At 46.3% G+C, this 11,615-nt stretch carries 17 protein-coding genes and 2 pseudogenes; 7 read left to right on the top strand and 12 right to left on the bottom strand.

What is annotated here, in order from left to right:
- The first annotated feature begins 69 nt into the window (after positions 1 to 69).
- Positions 70 to 366: a hypothetical protein gene (locus C1752_RS28205; protein ID WP_146242471.1), complete on the top strand. Its 297-nt coding sequence runs from the start codon at positions 70 to 72 to the stop codon at positions 364 to 366.
- Between the two features lie 24 nt (positions 367 to 390).
- Here C1752_RS28205 and C1752_RS27395 read toward each other — a convergent pair whose 3' ends face one another.
- Genes C1752_RS27395 through C1752_RS27385 form a run of 3 tightly spaced genes read right to left on the bottom strand, consistent with a single transcriptional unit; the run spans position 391 to position 1,436 of the window.
- Complete coding sequence (locus C1752_RS27395; RefSeq protein ID WP_110989211.1) at positions 391 to 696, bottom strand: HigA family addiction module antitoxin; 306 nt, start codon at positions 694 to 696, stop codon at positions 391 to 393.
- Positions 697 to 733: 37 nt separating this feature from the next.
- On the bottom strand, positions 734 to 1,057 hold the full coding sequence (locus C1752_RS27390; RefSeq protein WP_110989210.1) for a helix-turn-helix domain-containing transcriptional regulator: 324 nt from the start codon (positions 1,055 to 1,057) through the stop codon (positions 734 to 736).
- Positions 1,058 to 1,061: 4 nt separating this feature from the next.
- Positions 1,062 to 1,436 carry a type II toxin-antitoxin system RelE/ParE family toxin gene (locus tag C1752_RS27385; protein ID WP_110989209.1) on the bottom strand — a complete coding sequence of 125 codons (375 nt, stop codon included), beginning with the start codon at positions 1,434 to 1,436 and terminating at the stop codon, positions 1,062 to 1,064.
- Positions 1,437 to 1,668: 232 nt separating this feature from the next.
- Between C1752_RS27385 and C1752_RS27380 the strand changes: the two genes are divergently transcribed.
- A protein-coding gene (locus C1752_RS27380; RefSeq protein WP_370664164.1) for an IS3 family transposase occupies positions 1,669 to 2,852 on the top strand; the annotation gives its coding sequence in 2 pieces (ribosomal slippage) (positions 1,669 to 1,939 and positions 1,939 to 2,852; 1,185 coding nt in all).
- 33 nt (positions 2,853 to 2,885) lie between these two features.
- Positions 2,886 to 4,421, top strand: a pseudogene (locus C1752_RS27375) (Tn3 family transposase); the annotation flags it as partial.
- Between the two features lie 26 nt (positions 4,422 to 4,447).
- On the opposite strand, the gene C1752_RS27370 reads toward C1752_RS27375, so the two are convergent.
- The 7 genes from C1752_RS27370 to C1752_RS27340 all read right to left on the bottom strand — a co-directional run bounded on the left by C1752_RS27370 (position 4,448) and on the right by C1752_RS27340 (position 8,803).
- Positions 4,448 to 4,645 (bottom strand): hypothetical protein, encoded by a 198-nt coding sequence (locus C1752_RS27370; RefSeq protein ID WP_110989207.1) that lies wholly within the window; start codon positions 4,643 to 4,645, stop codon positions 4,448 to 4,450.
- A 548-nt stretch (positions 4,646 to 5,193) separates the two neighbouring features.
- Positions 5,194 to 5,763 (bottom strand): hypothetical protein, encoded by a 570-nt coding sequence (locus C1752_RS27365; protein ID WP_110989206.1) that lies wholly within the window; start codon positions 5,761 to 5,763, stop codon positions 5,194 to 5,196.
- A gap of 260 nt (positions 5,764 to 6,023) precedes the next feature.
- Positions 6,024 to 6,752: a hypothetical protein gene (locus tag C1752_RS27360; protein WP_110989205.1), complete on the bottom strand. Its 729-nt coding sequence runs from the start codon at positions 6,750 to 6,752 to the stop codon at positions 6,024 to 6,026.
- A gap of 179 nt (positions 6,753 to 6,931) precedes the next feature.
- Positions 6,932 to 7,402 (bottom strand): SRPBCC family protein, encoded by a 471-nt coding sequence (locus C1752_RS27355; protein WP_110989204.1) that lies wholly within the window; start codon positions 7,400 to 7,402, stop codon positions 6,932 to 6,934.
- A gap of 186 nt (positions 7,403 to 7,588) precedes the next feature.
- The gene (locus C1752_RS27350) at positions 7,589 to 7,966 is read right to left on the bottom strand and encodes an AbrB/MazE/SpoVT family DNA-binding domain-containing protein (protein ID WP_110989203.1); all 378 of its coding nucleotides are present in this window, start codon (positions 7,964 to 7,966) and stop codon (positions 7,589 to 7,591) included.
- Between the two features lie 76 nt (positions 7,967 to 8,042).
- The gene (gene rbp / locus C1752_RS27345; RefSeq protein ID WP_110989202.1) at positions 8,043 to 8,291 is read right to left on the bottom strand and encodes an RNA-binding regulator; all 249 of its coding nucleotides are present in this window, start codon (positions 8,289 to 8,291) and stop codon (positions 8,043 to 8,045) included.
- Between the two features lie 212 nt (positions 8,292 to 8,503).
- Positions 8,504 to 8,803 carry an HU family DNA-binding protein gene (locus tag C1752_RS27340; protein ID WP_274704548.1) on the bottom strand — a complete coding sequence of 100 codons (300 nt, stop codon included), beginning with the start codon at positions 8,801 to 8,803 and terminating at the stop codon, positions 8,504 to 8,506.
- Positions 8,804 to 8,902: 99 nt separating this feature from the next.
- Here C1752_RS27340 and C1752_RS27335 point away from each other — a divergent pair, with 99 nt between their 5' ends.
- From C1752_RS27335 to C1752_RS27320, 4 genes are read left to right on the top strand one after another with little or no spacing between them, the layout of a single operon-like run.
- A complete protein-coding gene (locus C1752_RS27335) occupies positions 8,903 to 9,355 on the top strand; it encodes a hypothetical protein (RefSeq protein ID WP_110989200.1) in 453 nt (150 codons plus the stop codon).
- A gap of 30 nt (positions 9,356 to 9,385) precedes the next feature.
- Complete coding sequence (locus C1752_RS27330) at positions 9,386 to 9,598, top strand: hypothetical protein (RefSeq protein ID WP_110989199.1); 213 nt, start codon at positions 9,386 to 9,388, stop codon at positions 9,596 to 9,598.
- A gap of 1 nt (position 9,599) precedes the next feature.
- A complete protein-coding gene (locus tag C1752_RS27325) occupies positions 9,600 to 10,496 on the top strand; it encodes a hypothetical protein (RefSeq protein WP_110989198.1) in 897 nt (298 codons plus the stop codon).
- 28 nt (positions 10,497 to 10,524) lie between these two features.
- Positions 10,525 to 10,887 carry a DUF2513 domain-containing protein gene (locus C1752_RS27320; RefSeq protein WP_110989197.1) on the top strand — a complete coding sequence of 121 codons (363 nt, stop codon included), beginning with the start codon at positions 10,525 to 10,527 and terminating at the stop codon, positions 10,885 to 10,887.
- Between the two features lie 24 nt (positions 10,888 to 10,911).
- Here C1752_RS27320 and C1752_RS27315 read toward each other — a convergent pair whose 3' ends face one another.
- Both C1752_RS27315 and C1752_RS27310 read right to left on the bottom strand, forming a co-directional pair.
- Positions 10,912 to 11,460 (bottom strand): DUF4113 domain-containing protein, encoded by a 549-nt coding sequence (locus C1752_RS27315; protein WP_110989196.1) that lies wholly within the window; start codon positions 11,458 to 11,460, stop codon positions 10,912 to 10,914.
- Positions 11,461 to 11,522: 62 nt separating this feature from the next.
- Positions 11,523 to 11,615, bottom strand: a pseudogene (locus C1752_RS27310) (IS1 family transposase); the annotation flags it as partial.

Genomic DNA, 11,615 nt, shown 5'->3' with positions numbered 1-11,615 from the left:
ATCAGATGTCCTACCAGTAAGGAACGGAATAACCTTCTTCCCTACCCTATCAGGCATTAGCGATTTTATTTGCTTAACCCAGACCTTCTAGCCGCTAACCTATTCCGATGGGGTATTGATCGCCCTGCCTCTACTGCAGGGCGTTGGTCTTCGGAGCTGCTGTGTACGCCGCCACTTGATCTTTTGATTGGCGATGAACGTCTGGTCTATTCGTGGATGCTTCGTGAGATGTGCCTCGGGAATCTTAAGCAGTCTCCCGATAATCCTGGTAGTTGGCTCTACAGGCTGCCATTTGAGCTGCAGCGAGAATCCGGCGCACAGGAATACCGATGGGAATATGAGCGACAGACACTTTCTCAAAGGTAAGCGGATTGATGGCAGCATGGCCCCTTATCCAGCGCTAGCCAGTTGCTCAAAATTAATCATCTGAATGTCTTCATGGCAGTCGTTCTGCAGTGCTAACCACAGGTCATGGTCCTGCTGCATTCCGAGCCAAGCTCCCGCCGTCATGCCAATGCCTTTCTCTAGCCGAATTGCCATGTCTGGAGTAACTGCAGACTGCTGGCTGACTAGCCGTGCCACCGTGGAGTGGGAGACACCCAGCACCTTTGCAATATCACGAACACTGAGGCCATAGGGTTCCATATAGATTTCTTGAAGCGACTCCCCTGGATGGGGTGGACTATGCATCAGCATTAGTGATAATCCTCGTTGTCCAACAATTAAGAACTGCTTAAGCACAAGCAACCGCTTGAACTGTGAGTTCAACACTCAGCTCTTGTCGGAGCGCATTGAAAATCGCTGTTAGGTTCTCCATTGTCGGGTTGCCTCGCTCTGAGAGCATCCGGTGCAAGCTTTTGCTGGGCTTATTAATCTTGGTTGCTAACTCCTCGAATCCAACGGTCGCATTCACAAGATCTCTGAGCATGAGTCTGGCTGTGTCAGGCTCCCCATTGATGAACAATGAGATGGCCTCATTGAGTAAACCCACAGCGAATTCAGGGTCTCGATTAATTCTTTCTTTGACCGTCAGTTTTACATCTCTAGTTAGAGTCATTGCATTACCTCTTCTTTCGCTTTTTGGCTTTCGGTTGTTGAGTCTCAGGTTCTGGCTTTCGTTCCTTTTTCCGAGTTTTATATTCATCGAGCAAGACCTTCGCTCTCTTAATATCGGCAGCTTGAGTTTTTTTGGTCCCCCCTCCGAACAGGATGATGAGTTGCTTGCCATCTTGAGCAAGGTAGATACGAACCCCTGGTCCCCAGTTAATCCGATACTCGCCAATCCCATCAAACCACTTGATGTTCGAGAGATTGCCTAGCTCTAACCTCGCTTGCGCCGCCGTCACCTTGATTGCCATCGGAGCATCAATCTTGCTGAGCCACTTTCGGTAGGGGCTAGACCCATCTGGTCGAACGTATTCGCGGAGTTCAATCATAGTCCTATGGTGACATTAAAGTTACTGTCTGTGAAGTTGTTTTGCTTGTTGGCAACGTTGCCAAGTTATGGCCTCAACCCATTCGTTTAGTGTTCGCAGATTGGTTATTGCTGGCGATTCAGATTGATCGTCCGGTTGTGCGCTGAATTTGTATGACAGCAATAGGGGGAGGTGACCTTGTCTCGAAAAAGTGGACACTCCAATCAAGTCAATGATCTAGGAGACTGTTCACATGACACAAAAGAAACGCAGACTATTCACCGCCGAGCAAAAAGCCGAGGTACTCCTTATTGTTGAGCAGGCTGACAAACCTATCAACCAAATTGCCAAGGAACTCGGAATCGGTGTGAGCACTATTCATACCTGGATGAGACAAGCAAGGATAGATCGCCAGGGAGATCCGAAAGGACCTCTCACCTCTTCTGAGCGTCAAGAGCTGGTGTCCTTGCGCCGTGATCTCAAACGTGTTGAGATGGAGCGAGATTTTTTAAAAAAGGCCGCGACCTTCTTTGCCAGAGAGACTGGGGACCCTATGAGCTAATGGATGCAGAGAAGGTCAACTATCCCATTACCTTGATGTGTAAGGTGCTCCACCTTTCTCGGAGTGCTTACTACGCCTGGGTCCATCGCAAAACGTCCCCTAGACAGCAGGAGAACGAAATCTTGTCTGAGCAGATTCAACAAATTCATCAAGACTCTCGTCACACCTATGGTTCACCGAGAATCCATGCTGCATTGATTGCCAAAGGTTTTCGAGTGGGTCGTCAACGGGTGAGGCGATTAATGGCAAAGCTCGGTATCAGTGCTCGTCGTAAGCGCCAGTTCAAGGTTACAACAACGGACTCTGACCATGCCTACTCAGTCGCCGAGAATGTTCTCAATCGGGACTTCACGACCACTGAACCTGACCGTGCTTGGGTTGCTGATCTGACTTACATCGCAACAGCAGAAGGCTGGTTATACTTGGCCGTCATTATTGATCTGTTCTCGAGAAGAGTTGTGGGCTGGTCTATGGCTGAGCACATGCGGACAGCGTTGGTTTCTACGGCCTTAGAAGCTGCATTAGGGCACCGTATACCAGCCTCCAATGGACTCGTCTTTCATTCCGACCGTGGCTCTCAATATGCCAGTACTGATTATCGGGCTGAACTGGAGCGTTCGGATATCACTTGCAGCATGAGTCGTCGGGCCAATTGTTGGGATAACGCGGTTGCTGAAAGCTTCTTTGGTACACTCAAAACTGAACTCATTCACCCCATGATTTTCGACACCAGAGCGAAGGCCAAAACGGTCATTGCTGAGTGGATTGAAGTGTTTTATAACCGACAGCGAATTCATTCGACTATTGGGTATTTTACACCTGTCCAATTTGAAGAGCTTTATTGGGGCAAGCTAGAGCAACCCATTCCGCTCTAAGTTTGTTGTCCACTTTTTCGAGACAAGGTCAGTCGTGAAGTGTGGGTGATGGGTGCCAAACGCTATGGGAATCCAGACACTGATCTGCCCCAGGACTTTGAAGTTCAACGAGAGCAGTACTACTTAGAACTTAATCAACCGCTAGATGCTGAAACCTTTGTCAATAAGCTAAAACAGGAGATGACGGAAGCGCTAGCTTTCCTGAATACAAGCATTCCCAATGATCCACTAGTCAACATTCTGCCCCGAGATAATGGTTGGATTAGCGTCACTCCCTTTCAGGCTCAAGACGAACCCCGTAACATCCACAAGCTCAAGCAGGAAGTGGCGAAACGCTGGCCGATGACCAGCTTGTTGGACATCCTCAAGGAAACGGACTTGCGAGTCAATTTCACTGATCAGTTTCATACTGCAGCTTCGCGCCAGCAGCTCAACGGTCCCACGCTTCAAAGGCGGCTATTGCTTTCTCTGTTTGGCCTAGGGACCAACATGGGTCTCAAGCGAGTCTGTGCTGGGATTACCGATGAAACCTACCCCAATTTGCTCTACGTTAAACGGCAATTCTTGCATCGGGAGCATCTTCGCAATGCCATTGCTGAAGTGGTCAATGCCACGCTCAAGGTTCGGATGGAAAATCTCTGGGGAGAGGCAACAACGGCCTGTGCCTCTGACTCTAAAAAGTTTGGCGCTTGGGACCAGAATCTAATGACGGAATGGCACAGCCGTTATGGGGGCAGGGGGGTAATGATCTACTGGCATGTTGAGAAGAAATCGTTATGTGTCTACTCGCAACTGAAAACCTGCTCCTCTTCTGAGGTCTCATCAATGCTCACGGGGCTGTTGCGACACAATACGGATCTAAAGCTGGAGAAGAACTACGTTGATACCCACGGCCAGAGTGAGCTTGGCTTTGCCTTTTGCCATCTTCTAGGGTTTCAGTTAATGCCAAGGTTCAAACGTATTGGTGCTCAAAAGCTCTCGTTGCCGGAGGCAGGGACGAAAGGAGACTATTCTAATCTCAAGTTGATCTTATCGAAGGCGATTGACTGGGAGCAGGTGACGCAGCAGTATGACCAAGCCATCAAGTACGCGACGGCATTGCGCTTAGGAACGGCTGAAGCTGAAGATATTTTCAGACGCTTTGGCAAAACAGAGATTCAGCATCCGACACATAAGGCTTTGTTGGAGATAGGCAAAGCGGTCAAAACCATTTTCCTGTGTCGGTATCTATCGTCTGAAGCACTCAGGATTGAAATCAATGAGGGTCTCAATGTGGTGGAACGATGGAATGGGGCCAATGACTTTATTTACTTTGGTCGTGGGGGAGAGTTTGCGACGAACAAGCGGGAGAATCAAGAACTTTCTGCACTGGCCTTGCACCTGCTGCAGGTCAGCATGATTTATATCAATACGCTCATGATTCAGAATGTGTTGAAGGAACCACAATGGATGAAGAGAATGCAGATAGAGGACTTGAGGGCGTTGTCACCCCTGATCTGGAATCATGTGACGCCCTATGGATGGTTCAATCTTGATCTCACAAAGCGCATTGCTCTCGATATGGCTTGAGGCTAATCCTGATGCACTGCACTGTACTAGATTTGTACTAAATTGCCCCATATCGCAGCTTCGGTCGTTTTAGGCCCATAAGCTGCATGAGCAAACTCTCCGATTGAGAATCCGGCCTGCTCTGCTTGATTCATGAAGGCAATATTGTTAATCCACGTTGCAGGGAGTGCAATCACTGCAACCAAGCCATAAATAGTGCAGATAAATTTATCCTGATTGTTCATGGCTATTTCATCCAGTGTGTTTTTTCCCTTTGGTCATTGTAGTAAACCTGTTTCGTCTACAAGCCTGAGTGAAGAGCAATGTTGTACCCGTCGTATTTCTCTACGTTGCGATCTCACCCTTCCTGAATGCAGCACCTGTGATCGAATCAAGAGACGCGGAATACCGTAGCAGCGCAGAGGATATGCCGCGAAAGCTCTTGATGGGCTGGAGAGTCGCTACCGTATTCGGCTGTTGGACGGGAGAGGGGCTGCGGTTGATTGGGGTTTGCTTTTGTTGAGAGTAGCCGCACCCAATTGCACGGTGGCGAAGCGAATCATGATGTTGGAAGATACCTTATTTCCCTGAAATAAGGTATCTTGCTGTTCCTTTAGTACCAGTTTATTCTGGTGTTCTATTGCAGGGCCGCTGCTGTTCAGAAAGTTATGTTTAGTTATTTGTTCGTATTGGGTCGAACCAAACCTGATAAATTGATTTGGCCCGACCCATCAATCTCTAGTCGGCAATTAGTGCCTATAAAAACGCATAAACGCATAAATATAGCGTATAACTATTCCAGCATATTTCCAAGGTTTATAATCTCCTCCCATTTTGTAGACTTAGTTGGAGGAGGGGTTATATTAACTATAATAATTTGAGGTGAATTATCATTGCTTGGCGGCAATGAAGTCAACTCAGCCGAAATTTGACGAATAATAAGTTGTTTTCGTATATTTTCAGCTATCTTTAAGCATTTTTCGTCAACAAGGTCTCGAAAGGTCTCTTTTAACAGTTTATTTGTTCGACTATCTTTAAAGCCTTCTGTGAATGATTCCATGATGGTTTTCTTAAAAACATACAACCCGACTCCAGCAACTAGACCTACAAGTGCTAGTGATCCTGGACGTGCTTCCTCTAGTAAAAAACGTTTGTGACGGTAATGACGTAAGCGTTCAAGGCATGCATCTCTTATTACTGGGTTGATATCCAGTACATTTGAGGCTCGAATTACATCTTCGCGATCTGAGCCGTAGGTGGCTGTTTCGATCACATCTAACAGCCTTATTACTTCTTTAGAGTAAGTAAGTCCATCCTTGCCTTCAAAGTGAAGCTGGATTTGTATGTCAAATCTTGTCGTCATAAAGCTGTAAGCGAGTAAATCTTGATTTTTAGAAGGTTTGTAGTCAGAATCTAGTTCTGACTTAATTAAATCTCATTTAGTAGGGTTATTATCCTTTATGGGCAGCTATTCTCTCATATCTGAAAAGAAATTGATCCCTCTGACACCGCCCGCGACCCCAAGCGCTCGTAGAAGCTCCTTGCGCTAACTCTTGCATGGCACCAGATGGACTTGAGCTGATCGTCTTGATCTAGGTTTGCGATCTTATGCTCTGCCCCTGGCTAAAGATGCTGCTTTGATCGCTCAAGACTATGGAAGAGTTTTTCTTGAAAGCTAGACAATCTAAAGTCTTCTACTGTCTCCCGCAATCCAATAGCACAACGGATTCTTAAAAGGAGTAACTTGTTGATTAAAATATTTTCAAAAGGGATTTCTGATAAATGGTCACCCCAGTTCCTTATATCATGGGCCAATAGCATCTTGTCAATGTTATCTGATATTTTCCGGGCTGATTTATGATTGATATCCTTAGGGTCAATTGCTACACCAAGAATGGTATTTGATGCTTCTCTGACAGCTAATTCTATTCTATTAGTGACTTTTTTGGTGGAAGAGTAAGACCAAGAAATAAGATAAGCAGGTAATACTAGTAGAATCAAAAAAGATATAAACCCATATATGGTGTTGACGATAAGCCAAGTAACATCGTCATACGCCACGGTACACATTATCATCAACGGGTAAGACCAAATGCAGGCGGCTCTAAAGTAAGCATGGAGTAGTGATTTTACGTGAATCTTCTTTAACCTAATTGCGTTCAGTTCTGCGCCACTAAAGCCAGCTAAAGCTGCAATCCATATATCACTATTATTGTTGTCGATAGGTTTGCCGATATAAGCCGATTGTAATGGGATGATAGGGGTATGAAAAAGTGAGAGGAATAGCGTTTTGATCGGTGTATCATCAACATGATTTACTCCACCTAAATACTGGATGCCAACACCACTCATGATTCTCTCTCTGTATCTTTTTAACTGTTAATATGATTCCCTCTCGGATACCGCTGAGTGCCATGCCAGGGAAAATATTACCCTTCTAAAGTTCAGCAGTAGCCATCGCCCTGAGTCTCCAGGCGGATTGCTCTTGTCAGACTGAAGGAAGGAGCGAAAGACAGCAAATGTTATGAGGGCTAAAGATATTTTTCCCACTCGCTAGACTCGGAAATATTTCTAATTACCTGTAGCCTCTGATTCAAAAAATTACGCATGTATTCAGTCAAAAAAAGTTGATTAAATATTGTTCCTATGAGACCGAATGGACTGATAAATATAAATCGGTCTTCGACAACAGTATTTTTTCCTCTTGTATAAAAGTTGTGATCGTGAGTAAAAGCTTCGAATGCTCCACACACCATTTTGTCTTGAAAGAAGAAAGGAGGTTCAAACTGTGTAATGCAGCTTGTTAGTTGCTGCCGCACCCCAAGGTGTGTGGCTTCCCAGGTCACCACATCGTCAAGTCCCAATAAGCCAGTTGTGACTCCTGCTACAGCTTTTTCGTGCGTCTGAGCGGTAGAAATTACATGAACTTCAACATTTCTGCAGAGGTCAAATACACGCTCAGTTGGGGCTTGAATTACCGCTTGAACCTGAATGGTCGGCACGTCTTCCTCCCTTACCGTTAATTTGTGAAGAGGTCCTTTCCTTGGCTCACTATTGTTTGCTTTTGCTAGGCTTCATCAAACCACGATTCTGTGATCGCGTGCCTTGGCCTCAGTACTCGATAGCGGAGCTGGCGGATGCTGACGAGGGTTGTGCGGTGGAATGCGATGGGAGTGAAATTATGTCTCCTAATCGTCTTCAGTGATCTGATTGAGATGAATGTGCTTATACCCGAGCTTGATTTCAAACTCATCGCCAACTTGTAGCCCCATCTTCTCAGTATAGGAAGCCCCGATCACAATATTCCCATTCTTGTGGACTTTGACTCGATAGGTGGCCTCTCGCCCTCTACCATCGCCATTGGATTCACCGTCAAGAGAGATGCCCTTGGCTTCCAAGATGGCATTCATGAAACCACTTTGGTTGACTCGTTCACCGACGACGTACCCGCACTCCTTCGCTTTTTCCCGCTTAGAGAGGTGGGATAAGTCCTTGAGCTTTTTGAGTAGTTCTTTCCCAACTAAGGGCTGAATGTCTTGCTTCTTTGCTGCAGTTTTCTTCGCCATCAATGCTGAATGCCCTTGATTGAATTGAGTAAAAATTGATTGTAGGTCTAGCTGGGACTACAGCTTAGCAAAATCTCTAATTCTCTCTGGGTCTGGCCTTATTGACCTTGAGCGTTCGGCCCATCCACTCTGCTCCATCAAGCTCAGCGATCGCTTTTTCTTCTTCAGCATCAGAACCCATGTCTATGAAAGCAAAGCCTCTGGGTCGTCCGGTCTCGCGGTCGGTGGAGAGGTGGGCCTTTTTTACGGTGCCGTATTCACTGAATACTTCTTGGATGTCGTTCTGTGTGGCGTCGTAAGAAAGATTGCCAACGTAAATTGTCATGGATGTTGATTGAAAAATACTTCAGCTTTCTAGGCTAATATACACGCAGATTCTTCGGCAATCTTAAATAATTTTGTGAATAAATATTTGTTCTTAACCTTCGATTAATCTGGCGGCAGTACGGTTGCTTGATACCATCACTACCTCCAGAAACCACACAGATCTGGAGGTATTTCATCAAATCTTCCCGATAAGGGATTGTTCAGTCATGTTCAGGCTTTCACTCGATCTTTAAACACTTTCCCCGCGCTGAACCCTGGCACAGTCGTCGCCTTAATCGTGAGTGCCTTCCCTGTCTTGGGATTACGCCCCTCTCTCTCCTTGCGTTCTCGCGGCTCGAAGCTTCCAAAGCCGACGATAGTGATCTTGTCGCCACCGGCTACGGTCTCCATGATGGTGTCTACTGTGGCCGTCAGGATTTCATCAGCCTGCTTCTTGGTGACGCCGGATTTATCCGCGATCGCGTCTACAAGTTCGCCTTTGTTCATGGTGGAATCCTCAAATGCTGATATCTGGCGTGATTGTAGCTAATTGTCATGGACAACGGTTAAACGTAAGGAAATTCTCAAGTCTTGATATAGTTTGAGAGTCCGGGTGAGAGAGAGGGACTCATGGCATATCGACGGTCATCTCAGCAGCTATCCCCAAGAAGGCGGTCGCATCGCGGGCATTCGTCTCACTTTAGTAAACTGCAGCGCCATCGGCAGGCAAGCAGCATCGACTTACTCAAGCAGTCTATTCCACCTGAGACAAGACAGAGGTACCTGTCCCACAAGCTATACATCAATGGGGTCGCCCTTCCCGCCCATCGTATCGGTAGCTTAGCCGTCGTATTTCGTGAGGACTGCCAAGGCTTTCAGTTGTTTTCCTGGGAGTTGCGATCGCCTATCTCTTCTTTGCTGTTTGATACCTCAACATACTGCTATGAGGCAGGCGTAGAGTTACAGCAGCGGTTTGATATTAGTGGTGTGCTGGAGTTGCAGCCCTTTGGTTCAGTCGAGAAAGTGGACGCGATGATTCAGGTTCACCAGATGCGAGAACAGGTTGCTGTGGCGCAAGTTTAGGGACTCAAGAAAGCTGTCTCTATTCAACCAATGCCAACCCTTCGCAAGCTACCCCAGTGCATTAACTGCCGCTACCACGATCTCTCCGGCCACCTTGTCTGCGCTCTTTATCCCTCTGGTCCAGTAGGCGATCGCTGTGCTGACTTTGATGCGATCGTGGAAGTGGCGGCAGAGGGGCACTGGGTACCTGAGGGATGGGCGTTTGAAAGAGGGGAGCTGCTCCCGCGACCCAGTGCTCACTGATATGATTGCAACCATACTGATAGACTCGCTATCAATGGTAAATAATTCATCTCCTGATTCTGATACTCAAAATTACAGTAATGCTAATTTAGGCGAGTCTGCTGCGCTTCGAGACTTAGCGTTAAGGCTGCTTAAATATAATCTGCCTCATCCTGAGGGTCTAGTTCAGGTAGAGCCTCAGCTACTAGTAAAGCAGCTTCCTGAAGAGTGGCTAACAGAAATGGAAATTCCATTTCCAGAGGGAAGTCAAATTCTGGGTAGCTTAGTGCAGGATAGAGCGGTAGTTTTATTTGAAACTTGTTTTACGGTAGAAGAAGTCTCTCAATTTTACCGAAACCAGATGCAAGCATTGGGCTGGAATTTGGTAGAGCTTCAACTCGGCAGTGGTTTTTTATCTGTAGAACGGGCGCAGCGAAAAGTGTTCTGCCGTAGTTCCACAGGGCCATCATTGAATGTTTCCTCGAAAGCGATGCCAAATGAGAGAACGGAAGTAAGATTAGATTTGGAACCGGAGCGAAAACTTGGCTCTATTTGTGCTGTTAGAGATTATCATCAATGCTTTCAGCGGAATGTTCTACCTAAGTTAGTACATCTGCCTAATGCTCAGAGCTTAGGTGGAGGAGCATTTAGCTCAGAGGGCAGAGCAATGAATGCCTGCGACATTATCAGAACAGAAGCAACTCTAGCGAGTTTAGTGGCTCACTACGTGCCTCAAATCGAACAAGCAAATTGGACAGAAACTGGACGGCATCAAAATAACTTATTCAACTGGAGTAGCTGGAGCTTGATTGATGAAAATCAAAATGATTGGAGAGGAGTATTTTTAATCTTACAAATTAAAGATATTCAAAGCTGCTACTATCTCCACATGCAAGCGAGCTGCATAAATTCAATTTGATGATGGACTTTCCTCTGGAAGGAGGCACATGGAATTTGACAACAATTTAGTTAGAAAGATTCTGTTAGAAGCTGAGAAAGCTGATGCAGGTGAGTTAATTACGTCATTCGATTGTGATGGTGCTGCTCAGCAACTTGTTTCTGAACACGTTTATTTAATGGTTAAAGAAGGGCTTCTCGAAGGAACGCCTCATGAAACTCAAGCTACCTTCATTGATGCATACTTTATTAGCCGAATCACATGGAAGGGACACCAGCTTCTGAAGAATATGAAAAATGACACTATCTGGAAAAAAGTAACAGCCGATGCTCGTGACAGGGGGCAATCATTATCGATATCGATCCTCGATAAGCTTTTATCCAAGGCTCTTGAGAAGCATCTTGGTTTATAAAATCGTTGGTCTGATTGTTCTCGCTCACTGCACTACCGGCAAATCTTCCCACCGCGTCGTATACGAAGGCGTACACCGCTGCCGCTTCATCGCCCAAGCTTGAGTACACCCCTCACTCGCAAAGAAGACTGCCCTGCGCCCGTACAAGCGATTGAGCTGATCAACAGTCTTCATAAGCGCGATCGCCCTCTCACTATCTCTTTCTTGGAACAGATGCCCCTGCATCGTATTGACCAGGGAGATATCCAGTCGCATCACCCCCGCCTTCGCATACCGTGGCCCTTTTCTGTAGATTTGCCTGAGTGCTTGCCCTGCCGCATTAATCAGCAGCAGCTGCAGGGTGTCGAGGAACAAAGCTGTTGCTCCCAGAGGAATTTCCTCTCCCTGAAGATCCAATTCGACCCAGAGTCCTGAATCTAAGCGATTGCTTTGCTGATTGTCCCAATGGTGTTGGGTATCACTGAGAAAATTGCTTAAAAATGGAAACGTCTCTTTCAGATGAACTGAAGTGATAGTGACCTCGGTATGAGGGAAAAAGTGAGAGAACCACAGTGGTTTCTGCCCTAAAACCAAAAACGAACTGTCTACCTGCTGTGCAAGAATAACGGTTTCGAGGCGTTCAAAAAGTGGTAGTCCTAGTCGTGTAAGGATTCATTGTAGTGGTGTACAAACATCCAGATAGCACCAATATGATTAGCAATCTTTTTTGAAAACGACAGGGTCTTACG

The organism is Acaryochloris thomasi RCC1774 (genome assembly GCF_003231495.1).
GTDB lineage: Bacteria > Cyanobacteriota > Cyanobacteriia > Thermosynechococcales > Thermosynechococcaceae > RCC1774.
Note: the sequence above shows the minus strand (reverse complement) of the source record. Positions and strands in the feature narration are given on the sequence as shown.

Coding starts and splice junctions, on each gene's coding strand:
- C1752_RS27395 (WP_110989211.1), bottom strand. CDS start 696: ATGCTGATGCATAGTCCACCCCATCCAGGGGAGTCGCTTCAAGAAATC.
- C1752_RS27390 (WP_110989210.1), bottom strand. CDS start 1,057: ATGACTCTAACTAGAGATGTAAAACTGACGGTCAAAGAAAGAATTAAT.
- C1752_RS27385 (WP_110989209.1), bottom strand. CDS start 1,436: ATGATTGAACTCCGCGAATACGTTCGACCAGATGGGTCTAGCCCCTAC.
- C1752_RS27370 (WP_110989207.1), bottom strand. CDS start 4,645: ATGAACAATCAGGATAAATTTATCTGCACTATTTATGGCTTGGTTGCA.
- C1752_RS27365 (WP_110989206.1), bottom strand. CDS start 5,763: ATGACGACAAGATTTGACATACAAATCCAGCTTCACTTTGAAGGCAAG.
- C1752_RS27360 (WP_110989205.1), bottom strand. CDS start 6,752: ATGAGTGGTGTTGGCATCCAGTATTTAGGTGGAGTAAATCATGTTGAT.
- C1752_RS27350 (WP_110989203.1), bottom strand. CDS start 7,966: ATGGCGAAGAAAACTGCAGCAAAGAAGCAAGACATTCAGCCCTTAGTT.
- rbp (WP_110989202.1), bottom strand. CDS start 8,291: ATGACAATTTACGTTGGCAATCTTTCTTACGACGCCACACAGAACGAC.
- C1752_RS27335 (WP_110989200.1), top strand. CDS start 8,903: ATGGCATATCGACGGTCATCTCAGCAGCTATCCCCAAGAAGGCGGTCG.
- C1752_RS27330 (WP_110989199.1), top strand. CDS start 9,386: ATGCCAACCCTTCGCAAGCTACCCCAGTGCATTAACTGCCGCTACCAC.
- C1752_RS27325 (WP_110989198.1), top strand. CDS start 9,600: ATGATTGCAACCATACTGATAGACTCGCTATCAATGGTAAATAATTCA.
- C1752_RS27320 (WP_110989197.1), top strand. CDS start 10,525: ATGGAATTTGACAACAATTTAGTTAGAAAGATTCTGTTAGAAGCTGAG.